The following is a 17734-nucleotide window of genomic DNA, read 5'->3' on the forward strand; positions in this document are numbered from 1 at the left end:
CGCGAACCTGCTAGGTATCGCCCCAGGACGAAGGACACGCTCGGCCAAAAGATTCGGCTGGTGCCTCAGGCGCGGCGTATGATCGGGCCAGTGCGAGTCCCCGGGGGGAGTATGAGTGAGCCGGTGACCACGGATTGGGAGCCATTCGTGCGGTCGCTGGCGCAATGCCTTTCCGAACTGCCTTCGCGGGCAACGCTGATTATCGGCGCGCCCGGCAATCGATACGTCCAATTCGTGCAATACGACATCAAACTGTCCGTCGAACTGGCGGGCAATTCCTATCTCGCGCAGCCCATCTCGCCGACCGGTGAACGCACGCTGCGCGATCTCGGCTGGCGCGAACCCGTCGCGCGACGCGAGATCGACAACTGGACCCGCACCCTGCTCTGGCCACTGTCGTCGAACACCCTGCTCGGCCTCGCGCGCTCGGTCGCCGTCGGCCTACACGACGTGCTCGGTGTCGGCGCGCCCGCGGAGCTGCGCGCCATGGGTTGGACCGAGTCCTCGGGTGATCTGGATCTCACCACATTGGGCGAAATCGGGCGTCGCGGCGTGAACTGACGCGGTGGGAAGACCCACCCGACGTGGCACTATTCTGTGAACATGGCAGTAGGCAAGGGCGGTACGCCGTCCAAGGAAGCGAAGGCCGCGGCGAAGGCGGCCCGCAGGCAGCAGTCGAAAGAACGCCGCCAGCAGCTCTGGCAGGCGTTCCAGATGCAGCGCAAGGAAGACAAGCTGCTGCTGCCCTTGATGATCGGCGCCGTCGTCGGCATCACCGTCGTTTTCCTGGTCGTCGGCCTGATCTTCGGACTGCAGTGGTTCCTGCTGCCGCTCGGTCTGCTGCTCGGTGTGCTCGTCGCGTTCATCATTTTCGGTCGCCGGGTGCAGCGGAATGTCTATGCCAAGGCCGAGGGCCAGGCCGGTGCCGCGGCCTGGGTGCTGGACAACCTGCAGGGCAAATGGCGGGTCAGCAAAGGCATCGCCGCGACCACCCAGCTGGATGCGGTACATCGGGTGATCGGCCTGCCGGGCGTCATCCTGATCGGCGAGGGTTCCCCGCAGCGGCTCAAGTCACTGTTGGCGCAGGAGAAGAAGCGCACCGCGCGGCTCATCGGCGACACCCCGATCTACGACATCATCATCGGCAATGACGAGGGCCAGATCCCGTTGAAGGAGCTGCAGAAGCACCTCACCAAGCTGCCCCGCAATATCGATGCCAAGCGCATGGACCTCATCGAGGGCCGGCTGACCGCGCTGAGCTCGCGCAGCGGTCCCGCACTGCCCAAGGGACCCATGCCCGCGGGCGCCAAGATGCGCGGGGTGCAGCGCAGCATCCGTCGGCGCTGATCGGTTTTCGGGCCCGCATCGTCGGCATGACCGGATTCGATGACGCCGCCGGCACGCACTGCTCCGGCCTCCGCTCCGGGGGCTAGCGCGAGCGGACGACCGCGGTGCCGGTGGCGCGATCGTGCATGCCGCGACCGTCGGCGTCGGTGAACAGGGCCGGAACCACGAAGACCAGCAGCACCTGGCGGGCCAACGCACGCACGAATCCGACGGCCACCGGCGCATCGATGCGGATGACACGCAGCCGGAGGAAGTACTGGCCGGGCGTGTAGCCGAACAACGACACCGCGACGACACCGATCACGAACCAGACGAGCAGATTCGGCGTCGTGAGTACACTCACAATCGCCTCGAAGTTCGAGGGACGCGGCTGCCCGGCCGGGATATTCATCCGGTCGATGATCTTGTCCGGGTTGGGTCGCATGATGATCGTGGTCACACCGAGCGAGATGAACCAGTCGACTACGAGCGCGACGATGCGTCGCAGCATGCCGACCAGCGACCCGGCGCCCGAGCGCGGCAGACCCAGGTGCTGACCGGGGAACTCGGGGGTTGCCGGATCACCTGGGTCCGCCGAAGGTCCGGAGAGCCAGGATCCGCTGATGCGTGCCATGACCCCCAGGATAGGCCCCTACGACCGGTCGTAGGACACCACATCGACCCAAGGTGACCTCGGCGAGCGCGGGAAACAATCGCACGATTACCATGCTGTTCGAGCCCAGGTGGCGTTCACCACCCGCTCAGCCGCACGTGTAACACTGGCGAAACATAGCCTTGATTGCTGGGAAACATCGCGTCCATACCGTCTGGACGCGACGAACCCATGCAATCGACACTGGCTGGGAACCGATCCGTAAGGAGAACAAGTGACGTTCAGCACGGCCGACGAGGTCATCCAGCACATCAAGGAAGAAGAAGTCGAATACGTCGACATCCGCTTCAGTGATCTTCCCGGTGTGCAGCAGCACTTCTCGATCCCCGCGAAGGCTTTCACCGCTGACCTCGCTGAGGAAGGGCTAGCGTTCGACGGCTCCTCCGTCCGTGGCTTCCAGTCCATCGACGAGTCGGACATGCTGCTGCTCCCCGACTTCAGCACGGCGCGCCTCGACCCGTTCCGTCAGGCCAAGACGCTGAACCTCAACTTCTTCGTGCACGACCCGTTCACCCGGGAGGCCTACAGCCGCGACCCGCGTAACATCGCGCGCAAGGCGGAGGAGTACCTGCGCTCGACCGGTATCGCCGACACCGCGTACTTCGGCGCAGAGGCGGAGTTCTACATCTTCGACTCGATCCGCTACGACTCGGGAATGAATGGCGCCTTCTACGAGATCGAGTCGATCTCGGGCTCCTGGAACACCGGTAAGGAGTTCAACCCGGACGGCACCCGCAACCGCGGCTACAAGGTCCGCAACAAGGGCGGCTACTTCCCGGTCGCGCCGTACGACCACTATGTCGACCTGCGCGACAAGATCTCGACCAACCTGCAGAACGCGGGCTTCGAACTCGAGCGCGGCCACCATGAGGTCGGTACCGCCGGTCAGGCCGAGATCAACTACAAGTTCAACACCCTGCTGCATGCGGCCGACGATCTGCAGCTGTTCAAGTACATCGTCAAGAACACCGCGTGGGCCGAGGGCAAGACCGTCACCTTCATGCCGAAGCCGCTCTTCGGTGACAACGGCTCGGGTATGCACGTGCACCAGTCGCTGTGGAAGGACGGCACGCCGCTGTTCCACGACGAGGCCGGTTACGCGGGCCTGTCGGACCTGGCGCGTCACTACATCGGCGGCATCCTGCACCACGCGCCGTCGCTGCTGGCGTTCACCAACCCGACCGTGAACTCCTACCACCGCCTGGTCCCGGGCTACGAGGCCCCGATCAACCTGGTGTACTCGCAGCGCAACCGCTCCGCCGCGGTCCGCATCCCGGTCACCGGCAACAACCCGAAGGCCAAGCGCATCGAGTTCCGCGCGCCCGACTCCTCGGGTAACCCGTACCTGGCCTTCGCCGCCATGATGATGGCCGGCCTGGACGGCATCAAGAAGAAGATCGAGCCGAAGGCCCCGGTTGACAAGGACCTCTACGAGCTCCCGCCGGAGGAGGCCAAGGGCATCCCGCAGGCCCCCACCAGCCTGGCCTCGGTCATCGACCGCCTCGAGCAGGACCACGACTACCTGACCGAAGGCAACGTCTTCACCCCGGACCTCATCGAGACCTGGATCAGCCTCAAGCGCGAAAACGAAATCGCGCCGGTGAACCTCCGTCCGCACCCGTACGAGTTCGAGCTCTACTTCGACGTGTAAGCCTGACTGACCTGCGCGAATGCCGTTAATTCCGGCGTTCGGTACGCAGTGGGTACGCAGTAGTCGGTTCCGAGTCCATCCGCTCAGTGATCACAGCCGCGATCACTCGGCGGGTGGACTCGTCCGTATCCGGCCGCATGCTGAAAAGCTCATCGACCCATAACTGCTCACACTGTCGGTGCCGCATCCACTGATCTTTGGGGCGACACCGACTGGCACGGCGACGCACAATCTGTCACGACCGCGCACATCGCATAGCCTGCGCGAACTCCTCGGAGGTTGTGCGGCAGCAGAGATTCAGATCGGGAGCACCATGTGGACGATCTCCCACAATGAGACACCACCCGTGCCGAATGCCGTGACCAAGGCGTAGGCGATGAGCGCGTCCTGTGCGGTCGGCTGTCGAACAGTGAGCTCGGGATCGCGGGAGGTGAACGGCAAGGCCCACACCACTTCGATGTGGTGCGTCCCGGTCAGCATGAATTCGCCGAGGACATGATCGCCCTGGTGTTTTTGTCCCAGTATCACTGTGCTGGAGTGCAGATTCGTCGGCATGAGCCGCCAAATCTTGCCATCCACCTCGGCGACCGCGCGATAGGTCCGCCGGTGGTAGAAATGCCCGGGTCCGACCGTCAGCCTGATGGGGCGATCATTGAGCATTGCCCGTAGCCGCTTGGCATTACGCGTACCGATGGGAACACGCTGACGGGTGCGCGGACCGATGCGTTCGATAGTCACTACGGTGGCATCGTCGAATACCGGTGTGGTGACCACCCTTTCGTCGGTCCGTGTGATCACGATCTTGCCGAAATGCTCGGTATCGACAACGAAACGCTCTGGATTGACCACCCGGCTCCTTCGACGCTGGCGAAATATCCTGTGGCGCTTGGTATCAGCCAGACTTCCCCGCCTGTGCGCGGACGGCGCCCGCCAGCGCATTCGGCATCGGCTCGTGCCGGATATACGACCGCGTGAAATCACCCGTGCCGTGTGAGATCGAACGCAGATCTATTGCGTAGCGGGTGAGTTCGAGCTCTGGCACCTCGGCGTGGATTCGGGTGCGGCCGGTGCCGTGCGGTTCAGTACCGAGGACGCGTCCGCGACGTCCGGACAGGTCGCCGAGTACCGGGCCGACGTAATCATCGGTTACCACCACCCATACCTCGGCGATCGGTTCGAGTAGGTCGATACCGGCGGCGGTCGCGGCCTCGCGCAATGCGAGCGCGCCCGCGGTCTGGAATGCGGCATCGGAGGAGTCGACCGAATGCGCCTTGCCATCGAAGAGTGTCACGCGCATATCGACCAGCGGGTACCCGGCCGCCACCCCGCGCGCGGCCTGGGCGCGCACCCCCTTCTCCACCGATGGAATGAACTGGCGCGGTACGACTCCGCCCACGACCCGGTCGACGAATTCGATACCCGAACCACCCGGCAGTGGTTCCACTTCGATCTCGCAGACCGCGTACTGTCCGTGCCCGCCCGACTGTTTGACGTGCCTGCCTTTACCGGTTGCCTTGCCCGCGAACGTTTCTCGCAGCGCGACCTGGTGGTCGATCACGTCCACCTGCACGCCGAACCTGGTGCGCAAGCGCTCCAGCGCGACGTCGCGGTGTGCCTCACCCAGACACCACAGCACGATCTGATGGGTATCGGGATTCTGTTCCAGCCGGATCGCGGGATCCTCGGCCGCCAGTCGCCCCAGGCCGTTGGAAAGTTTGTCCTCATCCGCCTTGCTGTGTGCGCGAATGGCGATGGGCAGCAGAGGATCCGGCATCTGCCATGGTTCGATCAGCAGCGGTGTGGCGGTACCGGACAGGGTATCGCCGGTTTCCGCCCGGCTCAGTTTGGTGACATAGGCGATATCACCGGCGATGGCCTGGCCGAGTGGGCGCTGCTGTTTGCCGAAGGGGGCGGTGATTGCGCCGATGCGCTCGTCCACATCGTGGCTTTCGTGGCCGCGGTCCTCCAGCCCGTGACCGCACACGTGCACGGTGTCATCGGGTCGTAGGGTGCCGGAGAAGACGCGGACCAGCGAGACTCGCCCGACGTACGGATCCGAAGCGGTGCGGATCACCTCGGCGGCCAACGCGCCGTCGGGATCGCAGCGCAGCGGTGTCGGCGCCGCACCGTCGGATGTGGTGACCGCCGTGACCGCATGTTCCGACGGCGTGGGAAATCCGCCGGTGATCAGTTCCAACAGCTCGATCGTGCCGAGGCCCTGTTTGGCGCCTTCGGGGGCGGGCGCGCCGAACAGCACGGGATGGAAGCTGCCGCGGGCGACCGCGCGCTCGAGGTCTTCGACCAGCGTCGCCAGCTCGATCTCCTCGCCGCCGAGATAGCGCTCCATGAGGGTCTCGTCTTCGCTCTCGGCGATGATGCCCTCGATCAGCCGGTCGCGCGCCTGCTCGAGCAGTGGCAGCTGATCGGCGGACGGTTCGCTCTGGACTTCCTCGCCGGAGGAGTAGTCCGCGATGCAGTGCGGCAGCAGCTCGACCAAGCCGGTCACCGGGCGATGACCGTCCGGACTCTTCGGCCCGTACACCGGAAGATGCAGCGGCAGAATGTTTTCCGAGGATCCGCCGCCGAGTACCTGCCGGCAGGTCTCGGTCATTTCCTCGAAATCGGCACGAGCGGTATCGAGGTGGGTGATGACGATGGCCCGCGGCATCCCGACCGCCGCACACTCCTCCCACAGCGCGCGCGTCGCGCCGCTCACGGCCTCGGCGCCCTCGGCCGCGGAGATGACGAACAGGGCCGCATCCGCCGCCCGTAGACCCGCGCGCAGTTCACCGACGAAATCGGCGTATCCGGGCGTATCCAGCAGATTGATCTTGATCCCGCGCCACACCATCGGCACCACCGACAGCTGCACCGATCGGTGTTGGCGGTGCTCGATCTCGTCGTAATCCGATAGCGACGTCCCGTCCTCCACCCGGCCCGCGCGATTCACCGCGCCGACGGTAAGCGCCAACGCCTCCACCAGCGTGGTCTTTCCCGAACCGCTGTGCCCGACCAGCACCACATTCCGGATATCCTCCGGCCGCTGCGCCGTCACAGCCCTACCGTTGGTCCCTGCGGACGCACTCGCTTTCTCGACCATGTGTCTCGCTTTCTCGGTCGACACTTACGGTCCTTCGAGCTTCCCACCAGCGGTCCCGTCGCGTGTGCAGATCGGGCGATCCGGTGTGTTCAGGTGCGCGTGGGGTGGCGTGCACCGGCGGTTCAGCCAGGGGCTACGCGGACCCGAGGTAGCAGGCTTCAACGGGTCGGTGTTTTGTCGACATCGTCGGCGCGCGGGCAGTACCGGTCCCTCTGGAGGTGGTGCCCGGCCGAATGGAGGTGCTACCGCGTAATGAGACGGATCCCCGCACACCCGGCGGAAGGTGTGTGGGGATCCGAGTCGCGGTCTAGCTGCCGAACCGTGCCAGGACGGAGCTGGCCTCCTGGGAGGCAGTGCCCTCCTCAGCGAGATGTGCCATGGCGGGGGAGATTTCGCGGCCGTGGTGGGCCATGGCCTCGGCGTAGAGGCGGCCCGCGCGGTAGGACGAGCGAACCAGCGGTCCGGCCATGACACCGGCGAAGCCGATTTCCTCGGCCATGCGGGAGTGCTCGACGAATTCCTCCGGCCTGACCCAGCGGTCGACCGGGTGGTGGCGCGGGGAGGGCCGCAGGTACTGGGTGATGGTGAGGATGTCGCAGCCCGCGTCGTGCAGGTCACGCATGGCCTGGGTGACCTCCTCGGGGGTTTCGCCCATGCCGAGGATCAGGTTCGACTTGGTGACCAGGCCGACTTCGCGGGCTGCGGTCAGCACGGCGAGGGAGCGCTCGTAGCGGAATGCCGGGCGGATCCGCTTGAAGATACGCGGCACCGTCTCCAGGTTGTGCGCGAGTACTTCCGGGCGCGCGGAGAAGACTTCGGCGAGCTGCTCAGGGACGGCGTTGAAGTCCGGGATGAGCAGTTCGACGCCGGTGTTCGGGTTCAAAGCCTTGATGGCGCGGACGGTTTCGGCGTAAAGCCAGGCGCCGCCGTCATCGAGATCGTCGCGGGCGACGCCGGTGATGGTGGAGTAGCGCAGGCCCATCGCCTGCACGCTTTCGGCGACCCGGCGCGGCTCGTCGCGATCGAGTGCGGCGGGTTTGCCGGTGTCGATCTGGCAGAAGTCGCAGCGGCGGGTGCACTGTTCACCGCCGATCAGGAAGGTGGCCTCACGGTCTTCCCAGCATTCGAAGATATTGGGACAACCCGCCTCCTCGCACACCGTGTGCAGGCCCTCACTTTTCACCAGGCCCTTGAGTTCGGTGTACTCGGGGCCCATCTTGGCTCGGGTCCGAATCCATTGAGGCTTGCGCTCGATCGGGGTCTCCGCGTTGCGCGCCTCGATGCGTAGCAGTTTGCGTCCTGCCGGTGCTGAAGCTGAGGTCACCCGATCGACCTTACGCTTGCGCCGCGCCGCCGTCGGATGCAGTCCATCACTGTCCCGGGCAACGCCGCAACAGCCGAGTCATTCGGCTTTCGCAGGCTCCACAGCTGGTGCGGCGCGGACGATATCGCGTGCGGTCACCGGGAGTTCGCCATTGAGTGCGCGGGTGATCGCATCCGCGACGAGCGGCTTCACCTCGGCCACCGTGACTTCGCGGCCGAGCTCGCGGGTCAGCGTGGTGACCCCGGCGTCGCGGATGCCACACGGGACAATGGCCTGGAAGCCGTCGAGGGCGGAGTTGCAGTTGAGCGAGATGCCGTGCAGCGCAACGCCCTGCTGTACCCGCACGCCGATCTGGGCGACCTTGCGCTCGGAGTAGAGCTCGGTGGCGGGCAGCCAGACACCGGAGCGGCCCTCGACCCGGCCGCACCCCAGGCCGAGGTCGGTGCAGACGGTGATCAGCGCTTCTTCCAGCCTGCGCACGTACTGGACGACATCCACCGGCTCGGCCAGGCGCACGATCGGATAGCCGACGAGCTGGCCCGGCCCGTGCCAGGTGATCTTGCCGCCGCGATCGACCTGTACCACCGGGCTGCCATCGATCGGCAGATCCTCGGCCCCGGTGCGGCGACCCGCGGTGTAGACCGACGGATGCTCGAGCAGGAGCAGATGGTCGGCTCCCCGGCCCTCGGCCCGCTGCGCGGCGATCGACCGCTGCAGGTCCCAGGCGCTGTGGTAATCGATGAGTCCGAGATCCTCGACCACGATCGGGGTCACATCGAATCTGGCGGACCAAGTGGTACGCGTGTCGTTCACGTCCTTGACGGTACGCCGAGTGTGACAATTCGATAAACCAACCCGGTGTGGGCGATGCCACAGGGTTGCCGGGTTTGGCGTCCAGGGCAAGTGTGTGCCCTGGTGCAGGGGTTCGGCGACCGTCAGTCAGTCGCCCTGGATCGGCAGGGTCAACTGCATCAGCGTCAGGTTCATCCAGCGACCGAACTTGCGGCCGACTTCCGGCAGTTCCCCGACGGTGCGGAAATCGAATCGCTTGTGCAGTGCGATGGATCCGGAATTGCCGGATTCGATGGCGGCGACCATCGCGTGCACGTCGCCTGCTCGGCGGGCGCGTTCGATCAGTTCGGTGAGCAGAGCGCTCGCGATACCGCGACGGTGGAAACGGTCGGCCACGTAGACGGAATTCTCCACGGTGAATCGGTAACCCGATCGGGTCCGCCACGGGCCGTAGCCGGCGTAACCAGCGACCTCGCCGCCGATATCGGCGACCAGAATAGGCAGCCCGGCGGCGGTGCGGCCGCGGAACCAGGCCCGTCGATCGTCGAGATCGACCTGCTCATGGTCCCAGATGGCGGTGGAGGTGGCGATATTCGCGTTGTGGATGACCATGATCTCGGGCAGATCGCCCTCGTGCGCGTCACGGATGACGGTGGCGGGTCGGGTGTCGAGCTCGGTCATCGAACTACTCCATGGTCGGTCTTCGGATTCCGCGTCAACGGTCGTCATCACGGCCGACGGCGGCCGCCAGCGCCGCACCGATCGTCTGGTGCTGGAACTGATACCCCGCCTCTTCCAGCGCCGTCGGAATCGCGCGCGGCCCGTTCAGGATCGCCTCATCGGCGAATTCGCCGATCAGCGCGCGTAATGCGAATGCGGGCACCACAAATGGGGTCGGCCGGTGCAGTACCCGGCCGAGTACCCGATTGAATTCGGCATTGGTGACCGGTGCCGGACCGACCGAGTTGACCGGCCCGGCAAGGCTGTTGTGGGTGAGCGCGAAGATGATCGCGCCGATCTCGTCGGCCATCGAGATCCACGGGGTGTACTGCCGTCCATTGCCGAGTCGGCCGCCGAGTCCGAATGAATACAGCGGCTGCAACATGCCGAGCATACCGCCGTGCTGGGACAGCACCACGGCACTGCGCAGCAGCACCGTGCGCACGCCCGCGTCGACGGCGGGTTTGGTCGCGGCCTCCCAGTCCCGGCAGAGGGTGGCGAGGAAACTCGTTCCCGCGGGAGTGGTTTCGTCGACCACGCGGTTGCCGGTGGCACCGCCGTAGTAGTGCACGCCGCTGGCATTCACCAGCACCGGCACACCAGCGGCGGCGCCCGCATTGGCCAGGACATCGGTCGGGGTGAGTCGGCTGTCGCGCAACTGCTGTTTGTAGCTGCCGTTCCAGCGCCGCCCGCCGATGCTCGCCCCACAGAGGTTGACCACCGCGTCGGCGCCCCGCAGGGCCCGCTCGTCCAGATCGGCGCGAGCGGGATCCCAGCGGTATTCGTCCGGCGCATTCGGTGAGCGGCGTATCAATCTGGCGACTTCATGCCCCTCGCGGCGCAACGCCGCGACGAGTGCCGTCCCGATCAGACCGGACGATCCGGCGATCACCACCTTCATGCGCGACAGACGCCCCTTTCCGACTACAGACCGAGGTCCGCCTCGAACGCCGCTTCCTCGAGCCGGTGCCGGATCGTGGTCAGGAAGCGACCGGCGTCGGCGCCATCGATGAGGCGGTGATCGTAGGTGAGGGGCAGGTAGCACATCGACCGGACACCGATGGACTCGTTGCCGGTCTCATCGGTCACCACCACTGGACGCTTGACGATCGCACCCGTGCCGAGCATGCCCGCCTGCGGCGGAAGCAGGATCGGGGTGTCGAACAGCGCGCCCTGACTGCCGATATTGGTGATGGTGAAGGTGCCGCCTGCCAGCTCGTCCGGCTTGAGGCCGCCGGTGCGGGCGCGGTTGGCGATATCGGCGATGGCGCGGGCCAGTCCGGCCAGCGACAGGTCGCTGGCGTTGTGGATCACCGGAGACAGCAGGCCCTGTTCGGTGTCGACGGCGATGCCGAGGTGCACCGAGGCGTGATAGGTGATCTCCTTGGTGGTCTCGTTGTAGCTGGCGTTCACATTCGGGTGTACGCCGAGCGCCTCGACAACCGCCTTGGCGAAGAACGGCAGGAACGTCAGGTTGACGCCCTCGCGGTCCTTGAACGCGGCCTTGGCCTGACTGCGCAGTGCCGCGACCTTGGTGACATCCGCCTCGTGCACCTGGGTCAGCTGCGCGGTGGTCTGCAGCGATTCCCGGGTCTTGGTCGCGGTGATCTGGCGGATGCGGCTCGCCTTCTGCACGGTGCCGCGCAAGTGCGCCAGCTGCGACGGGGCCGCGGGGGCGGGCGCCTTCGCGGCCGATGCGGCGGCCGCAGGGGCGGCCGGTGCCGGTGCCGGTGCCTTCTTGGCCTCGACAGCGGCGAGCACATCCTGCTTGCGGATGCGTCCGCCGACACCGGAGCCGGTGACGGTGGCGAGGTTGACGCCGTTGTCCTCGGCCAGCTTGCGGACCAGCGGGGTGACGTACGGGGTGGCGCCGTTGCCGGAGGTTTCCTGCGGCGCCGGAGCCGTGGCGGTCGGGACCGGAGCAGGCTTGGGGGCCGGGGCGGCGGGAGCAGGAGCCGGGGCAGGTGCCGCAGCGGCGGCCGCGGGAGTCGGTGCCGGTGCAGGTGCGGGAGCAGCCGGTGCAGGTGCGGGAGCAGCCGGTGCGGGTGCGGCGGCCGCGGCGGCGCCGCTGCCGATCACGCCGAGCTGTCCACCGACGGCGACCACATCGTCTTCCTGCGCCGAGATTTCCAGCAGGGTGCCCGCGACGGGCGAGGGGATCTCGGTGTCGACCTTGTCGGTGGAGACCTCGAGTAGCGGCTCGTCGACGGCGACCTGGTCACCGACCTGCTTGAGCCAGCGGGTGACGGTGCCCTCGGTAACCGACTCACCGAGTTCCGGCATCTTGACCGGAGTGCCCGACGCGGCGGCGGGGGCGGCCGCGGGTGCGGCGGCCGCGGGTGCGGGGGCCGCGGCGGCGGCAGGGGTGGGGGCCGGTTCCGGCTCCGGTGCCGGGGCGGGTGCGGTTTCAGGTGCGGGAGCGGCGGCGGGCGCGGGCGCTTCGCCGGCTTCGCTGATCACACCGAGCTCACCGCCGACCTCGACGACGTCATCCTCGGCGGCGACGATCTTCGACAACACACCCGCCGCCGGCGACGGGATCTCGGTGTCGACCTTATCGGTGGAGACCTCGAGCAGTGGCTCGTCGACCTCGACCGTGTCTCCTTCCTGCTTCAGCCACCTGGTCACCGTTCCCTCGGTGACGCTCTCACCAAGAGCCGGCATCTGGACGGAGAAGGCCATGTCCGTTGACTCCTCTGACTGCTCGACGGGTTCTACAACAGTTGATCCCACTGCGGACACCCACCACGGTCGCGGTGGGTGTCCGAAAGCCACCGGTCATTGTGCGTGGCACCGGAGATCTGGTGGTTCTTGTACCGCGATCCATCCTTGCACTCGCCCGCGAGGCGCGTAGCACAGGGCAGCGAACTGCACGGGGCTGGCAAGATGGAATGGCCGGTGCCGAGCATTCGGTCATCGGTGGAAGGAGGTCGACGTCGTTGGGTTTGCTGGATCGTTTCCGAGGCGGCGCGACCCGGGGTGGGAGGGCTTTACGTGCGCGTTCGGGTAGTGGTGATAATGCCCGCTATCTCGCCGCGTGGGTGCGCACCCACGCCGGGGTGGAGGGTTACGTGGAGCCCAAGACAACCGTGACCGATGTCACTGTCGTGTTGATCGCGGCCGATGGCGAATGGACCCGCCGCGTCGTCGGCGAGCGCGGCGCGCAGCGGCTAGCCGGGGATTTGCGGATTCCCGTTTACGACGTCCGTAAGACCGGTTATCCGCAACGGATGCGCGACCACGATGCCCGCAAGCGGATCGAGCGCCAGCGGGCGCTGGAACGCGAATTGGGCGACTTGTAGGACGGTTCTTTTCATTCGATCGGTTCGCGGACCGCGGTGCGACGCCCGGCAATCCCGACGCCGCACCGGCATTCGGTCACTGCGCCGCGTCGGCTCGATCCTCGTGCGCGATGTCCTCGATCACCGAGACCAGGGTGCGGACCGGAACCCCGGTGCCACCCTTACCTATGTAGCCGAACGGGCCACCGGTGTTGTAGGCCGGACCCGCGACGTCCAGGTGTGCCCACTGCACGCTCTCCGGGACGAACTCCTTGAGGAAGATCGCGGCCGAGAGCATCCCGCCCCAGCGGTGCGGTGCGACATTCGCCAGATCCGCGACCTTGGAGTTCAGATCGGCGCGCAGTTCGGTGGGCAGCGGCATGGCCCAGCCGTTTTCACCGGCCAGCCGGGACAGCCGCGCGACACGGTCGCGGAATTCGTCGGTGCCCATCACACCGGGAGTGCGGGTGCCGAGCGCGACCATCTGCGCGCCGGTGAGGGTTGCGACATCGATGAGGTAGTCGGGATCGTCCTCGCTCGCGCGCACGATCGCGTCGGCCAGGATCAAGCGGCCCTCGGCATCGGTGTTCAGCACCTCGACGGTCTTACCGCCGTACTGGGTGAGCACGTCGCCGGGGCGCTGCGCGGTGGCCGAGGGCATATTCTCGGCCATCGGTACGGTCGCGATCACGGTGACCGGCAGCTCCAGCTTGGCGGCGGCGATGGTCGCCGCGATGACCGCGGCGGCACCCGCCATATCCGAGGTCATATTTTCCATATTCGCGGCGGGTTTGATGGAGATGCCGCCGGTGTCGAAGGTGATGCCCTTGCCGATGAGCGCGACCTTCTTGCCGCCGCCGTTGTAGGTCAGGCGCACCAGGCGGGGCTGGCGCGAGGAGCCCTTGCCGACGCCGAGCACACCGCCGTAGCCGCCCTCGGCGAGCGCCTGCTCGTCGAGCACCTCGACCCGCAGGCCCGCTGCCTCAGCCGAAGCCTTTGCCCGGGTGGCGAATTCGGCGGGATACAGGTGGCTGGGCGGAGTGTTGACGAAATCCCGTGCGGTTGCGATGGATTCGGCGATCACCCAGTCGTGGTTGAAGCCCTCGCGGCAGGACACGCTCGGGTCGCGGACCAGGAGTTCGATCTTGCGCACCGGCCGCTCGTCCGGCTTGTCGTCGGCATTCTCGGATTTGAACGCGGTGAAGGTGTACGCGCCGAGGAAGAAACCTTCGGCGGCCGGGCCGATGCCGCCCTCGAGACCCGACAGCGTGGTCACGGCGAGCCCGACACCGGTCAGCGCACGCCCGGCGACACCGGCCGAGCGGCGGATCTGTTCGGCATCGATCTTGTCCGCGGCGCCGAGCCCGACGGCGAGCACACTTTTCACATCCAGGCCGGTGGGCGCGGGAATCCGGGTGAGCTCCTCCGCCTTACCCTTCGCGCCGACGGCGCGCAACTGGTCCTGCAGCGCCGCACGGACATCCGGGGCGAGGATGGTGTCGACGAATTCGTCCTCCAGTGTGGCGATCGTCGGGCCGTCATCACCGGACACCAGGCCGATCACCAACACGTCGGTGTCGGCGCTGATGGTGTCGACCAGGTCCAGGTCCGGTCCGAGCGAGCGATCTGCAACAGCGGTCATGAGCACAGGCTATTCGGTCTGTTCCGGTTGGCGCATCGCAACGCCATCTGATAGCGGCGCGGGCGCTCGATCCGCGGCCACCCGGCCGCACCCCGTCGGCTTCGCCGACTGCCGTCCCCTAAGCTCGGCGGGTGACCGACGCGAACCTGCTGCAAGGCCCGATCCCTGCCGTGCACGTCGAACTCGGCGCGAAGTTCGCGCCGTTCGGCGGATGGGAGATGCCGGTCTCGTACGCGGGGACGGTCGGGGAACATCAGGCGGTTCGCACGACCGTCGGGCTGTTCGATGTGAGTCATCTCGGCAAGGCCACCGTCCGCGGTGCGGGGGCGGCGGAGTTCGTGAACTCGGCGCTCACCAACGACCTCGGCCGGATCCGGCCCGGCAAGGCGCAATACACCCTGTGCTGTGCGCCCGACGGCGGTGTGATCGACGATCTGATCGCCTATTACGTCGGCGACGACGAGATCTTCCTGGTACCCAATGCTGCCAATACCGCGGCGGTGGTCGCGGAACTGCGGAAGGCCGCCCCCGAGGGCATCACGGTGACCGATGAGCATCGCGAGTACGGGGTGTTCGCGGTACAGGGACCGCGCTCGACCGAGGTGCTCACCGCGCTCGGGCTGCCGACCGATATGGAGTACATGGCCTACGCCGACGTCGAATGGGACGGCCGCCGGATTCGGGTCTGCCGCACCGGTTACACCGGTGAACACGGCTACGAACTGCTACCGCGCTGGGCCGATGCCGAGCCGCTGTTCCGCGCGCTCGTCGAGCAGGTCCGTGCGCGTGCCGGGCAGCCCGCCGGGCTCGGTGCGCGCGACACGTTACGCACCGAGATGGGGTATCCGCTGCACGGACATGAACTGTCGCTGGAGATTTCGCCCGTGCAGGCGCGCTGCGGGTGGGCGATCGGCTGGCGGAAGTCCGAGTTCTGGGGCAAAGCCGCACTGGAGCAGGAGAAGTCGAGCGGTCCGCGGCGAATCCTGTTGGGACTGAAGGCACTCGATCGCGGTGTGCTGCGCCAGGGGCAGACCGTGCTGCGTGCCGGTGCGCCCGTCGGTGAAACGACTTCCGGCACATTCTCGCCCACACTGCAGATCGGCATCGCCCTCGCCCTGCTCGACACCGAGGCGGGGATCGAACCCGGTGCCGAGGTCGAGGTCGATGTCCGCGGGCGGCGGTTGCGGTGCGAGGTGGTGCGCCCGCCGTTCGTCGATACAAAGACCAAGTAGACCAAGAACCGCCGGTACTGCGGATCTCGGCAGGTGGCGCGTGGATGTTCGCGGCGCGCCGACACTCGCACCGCGCCGGATCGGCGCCGGATAGGATCAGGCTCATGACCGTTGCCGCACAGTTCACCCATGTTCCGCATCCCGCGCCCACTCCGGCGCAGCGGGTACAGGAGATTCTGGCGGCACCGGGATTCGGGCGCTTCTTCACCGATCATATGGTCTCCATCGATTACCTCGAGGGCGAAGGCTGGAGCAATGCCCGGGTCGAGCCCTATGGGCCGTTGGCGCTGGATCCGGCGACGATGGTGTTCCATTACGGCCAGGCCATCTTCGAGGGTCTGAAGGCCTACCGGCAGAACGACGGCAGTATCTCCTGCTTCCGCATCGATGCGAACGCGGCGCGGTTCCGCAAATCCGCGCGCCGGATGGCGATGGCGGAACTACCCGAAGAGCTATTCATCGAATCCGTGCGTCAACTGCTCGAGGTCGACGGCCACTGGGTGCCCGCGGCCGGTGGTGAGGAGTCGCTGTACCTGCGGCCGTTCATGTTCGCCACCGAGGCCGGGCTCGGTGTCAAGCCCGCCTCCGCCTACAAATACCTGCTGCTGGGATCGCCTGCGGGCGCGTACTTCCCGCGTGGTGTGAAGCCGGTGCGGGTCTGGCTGTCGACCGAATATGTGCGGGCCGCACCGGGCGGGACCGGTGAGGCGAAGGTCGCGGGTAACTACGCGGCCTCGCTGCTGGCCCAGGCGCAGGCCTCCGAGAAGGGCTGTGATCAGGTCGTTTGGCTCGATGCCTGTGAACGCCGCTATGTCGAGGAGATGGGGACCAACAACCTGTTCTTCGTCTTCGGCTCCGGTTCGCAGGCGCGGCTGGTCACCCCGGAACTGTCTGGATCGCTGTTGCCCGGCATCACTCGCGATTCGCTGCTCACCCTGGCCGCCGATTCGGGCTATGTGGTCGAGGAGCGCAAGGTTTCGGTGGAGCAGTGGCGCAAGGGTGCCGAATCCGGTGAAATCACCGAGGTTTTCGCCTGCGGAACGGCCGCCGTGATCACACCCGTCGGCTGGGTTCGCTCCGCCGATGGTGAGTTCGCCGTCGGCGGTGGCGAACCCGGCGAGGTCACCATGGCGCTGCGCGACACCCTCACCGGAATCCAGCGCGGCACCTTCGCCGATATCCACGGGTGGATGCGCGGTATGTGACTGCGGCGGATGCCGCAGTCGGGTGCCGTTCCTGCGTCAGCTGGGCATGAAGGTGCGCCATTGCTCCAGGGTTTGTGGGCGCATGACGTAGTTGGCGTCCTTGACCGTGGACAGTGTGGCGAAGGGCTCCTGCGAATACCAGTGCCCCGGATAGACGACCGGGTCGCCGGATATATCGGCTAGGTAGCGCAGGCTGCGGAACATGGCGTCGGAGTCGCCGCCGGGGAAGTCGGTGCGGCCGCAGCCGTCGATGAACAAGGTGTCGCCTGCGATGAGTCGATTGTCGAACAGAAAGCACTGACTGCCCGGGGTGTGGCCGGGGGTGTGCAGCAGTTCGATATCGAAGGCGCCGACGCTGACCTTGTCACCGTGTTCGTGTCCGGTGAGTTCGCTCGGCGCGACACCGGTGACGTTGGCCACCCAGGATAGTTCCTCGGCATTGACGTGCACCGGGACGCTGGTCTTTTCGAGTAGCTCCCGCACCCCACCCAGGGTGAAGCCCAGCATGGTGCCGCCGACATGGTCAGGGTGGTGATGGGTGGCGAGCACCCCGGTCAGCCGCAGCCCGTCGGCCTCGGCGATATCCACCAGATCACCCGCCGCATACGCCGGATCCACCACCACACATTCGCCGGTCTCCCGATCACCGATCAAATACGCGAAATTTCGCATCTGTGTCGCGATCGGATCCCCTACGGCAAAATCTCGACCGGACAGCAGTTGACGAAAATACAGACGCTCGGAAGACATACCGTCCACTGTATTGCGTGACCCAGACAATGCGCGCA

At 66.6% G+C, this 17734-nt stretch carries 16 protein-coding genes; 6 read left to right on the forward strand and 10 right to left on the reverse strand.

Going from position 1 to position 17734, the window contains the following annotated elements:
* Positions 1-123 precede the first annotated feature (123 nt).
* On the forward strand, positions 124-561 hold the full coding sequence (locus ACW2Q0_RS15195) for a TY-Chap domain-containing protein (RefSeq protein ID WP_457190460.1): 438 nt from the start codon (positions 124-126) through the stop codon (positions 559-561).
* Positions 562-603: 42 nt separating this feature from the next.
* Positions 604-1347: a DUF4191 domain-containing protein gene (locus ACW2Q0_RS15200; RefSeq protein ID WP_457190462.1), complete on the forward strand. Its 744-nt coding sequence runs from the start codon at positions 604-606 to the stop codon at positions 1345-1347.
* A gap of 82 nt (positions 1348-1429) precedes the next feature.
* Here the strand turns inward: ACW2Q0_RS15200 and ACW2Q0_RS15205 are convergent, their stop codons facing one another.
* A complete protein-coding gene (locus ACW2Q0_RS15205; RefSeq protein WP_457190464.1) occupies positions 1430-1960 on the reverse strand; it encodes an RDD family protein in 531 nt (176 codons plus the stop codon).
* 253 nt (positions 1961-2213) lie between these two features.
* Here ACW2Q0_RS15205 and glnA point away from each other — a divergent pair, with 253 nt between their 5' ends.
* Complete coding sequence (gene glnA, locus ACW2Q0_RS15210; protein ID WP_457190466.1) at positions 2214-3650, forward strand: type I glutamate--ammonia ligase; 1437 nt, start codon at positions 2214-2216, stop codon at positions 3648-3650.
* 297 nt (positions 3651-3947) lie between these two features.
* Here the strand turns inward: glnA and ACW2Q0_RS15215 are convergent, their stop codons facing one another.
* The 7 genes from ACW2Q0_RS15215 to sucB form a co-directional block, all read right to left on the reverse strand.
* Positions 3948-4499, reverse strand: a complete 552-nt coding sequence (locus ACW2Q0_RS15215) for a hypothetical protein (protein ID WP_457190468.1) — start codon at positions 4497-4499, stop codon at positions 3948-3950.
* A gap of 43 nt (positions 4500-4542) precedes the next feature.
* The gene (locus ACW2Q0_RS15220; protein WP_457190470.1) at positions 4543-6750 is read right to left on the reverse strand and encodes an elongation factor G-like protein EF-G2; all 2208 of its coding nucleotides are present in this window, start codon (positions 6748-6750) and stop codon (positions 4543-4545) included.
* A 307-nt stretch (positions 6751-7057) separates the two neighbouring features.
* The gene (lipA, locus tag ACW2Q0_RS15225; protein WP_457190472.1) at positions 7058-8074 is read right to left on the reverse strand and encodes a lipoyl synthase; all 1017 of its coding nucleotides are present in this window, start codon (positions 8072-8074) and stop codon (positions 7058-7060) included.
* Between the two features lie 78 nt (positions 8075-8152).
* Positions 8153-8887, reverse strand: a complete 735-nt coding sequence (gene lipB, locus ACW2Q0_RS15230; protein WP_457190474.1) for a lipoyl(octanoyl) transferase LipB — start codon at positions 8885-8887, stop codon at positions 8153-8155.
* 126 nt (positions 8888-9013) lie between these two features.
* Positions 9014-9547 carry an N-acetyltransferase family protein gene (locus tag ACW2Q0_RS15235; protein WP_457190476.1) on the reverse strand — a complete coding sequence of 178 codons (534 nt, stop codon included), beginning with the start codon at positions 9545-9547 and terminating at the stop codon, positions 9014-9016.
* A gap of 34 nt (positions 9548-9581) precedes the next feature.
* A complete protein-coding gene (locus tag ACW2Q0_RS15240) occupies positions 9582-10487 on the reverse strand; it encodes a TIGR01777 family oxidoreductase (RefSeq protein ID WP_457190478.1) in 906 nt (301 codons plus the stop codon).
* A 23-nt stretch (positions 10488-10510) separates the two neighbouring features.
* Positions 10511-12268, reverse strand: coding sequence for a 2-oxoglutarate dehydrogenase, E2 component, dihydrolipoamide succinyltransferase (gene sucB / locus ACW2Q0_RS15245; RefSeq protein WP_457190480.1), 1758 nt, complete (start codon positions 12266-12268; stop codon positions 10511-10513).
* A 257-nt stretch (positions 12269-12525) separates the two neighbouring features.
* Between sucB and ACW2Q0_RS15250 the strand changes: the two genes are divergently transcribed.
* Positions 12526-12888 carry an oxidoreductase gene (locus ACW2Q0_RS15250; protein WP_457190482.1) on the forward strand — a complete coding sequence of 121 codons (363 nt, stop codon included), beginning with the start codon at positions 12526-12528 and terminating at the stop codon, positions 12886-12888.
* Positions 12889-12964: 76 nt separating this feature from the next.
* On the opposite strand, the gene ACW2Q0_RS15255 is transcribed toward ACW2Q0_RS15250, so the two are convergent.
* Positions 12965-14509, reverse strand: a complete 1545-nt coding sequence (locus ACW2Q0_RS15255) for a leucyl aminopeptidase (RefSeq protein ID WP_457190484.1) — start codon at positions 14507-14509, stop codon at positions 12965-12967.
* Between the two features lie 131 nt (positions 14510-14640).
* Between ACW2Q0_RS15255 and gcvT the strand changes: the two genes are divergently transcribed.
* Positions 14641-15741, forward strand: a complete 1101-nt coding sequence (gene gcvT, locus ACW2Q0_RS15260) for a glycine cleavage system aminomethyltransferase GcvT (RefSeq protein ID WP_457190486.1) — start codon at positions 14641-14643, stop codon at positions 15739-15741.
* Positions 15742-15845: 104 nt separating this feature from the next.
* The gene (locus tag ACW2Q0_RS15265; RefSeq protein WP_457190488.1) at positions 15846-16946 is read left to right on the forward strand and encodes a branched-chain amino acid aminotransferase; all 1101 of its coding nucleotides are present in this window, start codon (positions 15846-15848) and stop codon (positions 16944-16946) included.
* Positions 16947-16982: 36 nt separating this feature from the next.
* Here ACW2Q0_RS15265 and ACW2Q0_RS15270 read toward each other — a convergent pair whose 3' ends face one another.
* Positions 16983-17696, reverse strand: a complete 714-nt coding sequence (locus ACW2Q0_RS15270; protein ID WP_457190490.1) for an MBL fold metallo-hydrolase — start codon at positions 17694-17696, stop codon at positions 16983-16985.
* Positions 17697-17734: the final 38 nt, after the last annotated feature.

The sequence above is a fragment of the Nocardia citri genome (assembly GCF_054065835.1).

Bases quoted from the DNA above. Each gene is read 5' to 3' on its own strand.
- ACW2Q0_RS15200 (WP_457190462.1), top strand. From the start codon at position 604: ATGGCAGTAGGCAAGGGCGGTACGCCGTCCAAGGAAGCGAAGGCCGCG.
- ACW2Q0_RS15205 (WP_457190464.1), bottom strand. From the start codon at position 1,960: ATGGCACGCATCAGCGGATCCTGGCTCTCCGGACCTTCGGCGGACCCA.
- ACW2Q0_RS15220 (WP_457190470.1), bottom strand. From the start codon at position 6,750: ATGGTCGAGAAAGCGAGTGCGTCCGCAGGGACCAACGGTAGGGCTGTG.
- ACW2Q0_RS15235 (WP_457190476.1), bottom strand. From the start codon at position 9,547: ATGACCGAGCTCGACACCCGACCCGCCACCGTCATCCGTGACGCGCAC.
- ACW2Q0_RS15240 (WP_457190478.1), bottom strand. From the start codon at position 10,487: ATGAAGGTGGTGATCGCCGGATCGTCCGGTCTGATCGGGACGGCACTC.
- sucB (WP_457190480.1), bottom strand. From the start codon at position 12,268: ATGGCCTTCTCCGTCCAGATGCCGGCTCTTGGTGAGAGCGTCACCGAG.
- ACW2Q0_RS15255 (WP_457190484.1), bottom strand. From the start codon at position 14,509: ATGACCGCTGTTGCAGATCGCTCGCTCGGACCGGACCTGGACCTGGTC.
- ACW2Q0_RS15265 (WP_457190488.1), top strand. From the start codon at position 15,846: ATGACCGTTGCCGCACAGTTCACCCATGTTCCGCATCCCGCGCCCACT.
- ACW2Q0_RS15270 (WP_457190490.1), bottom strand. From the start codon at position 17,696: ATGTCTTCCGAGCGTCTGTATTTTCGTCAACTGCTGTCCGGTCGAGAT.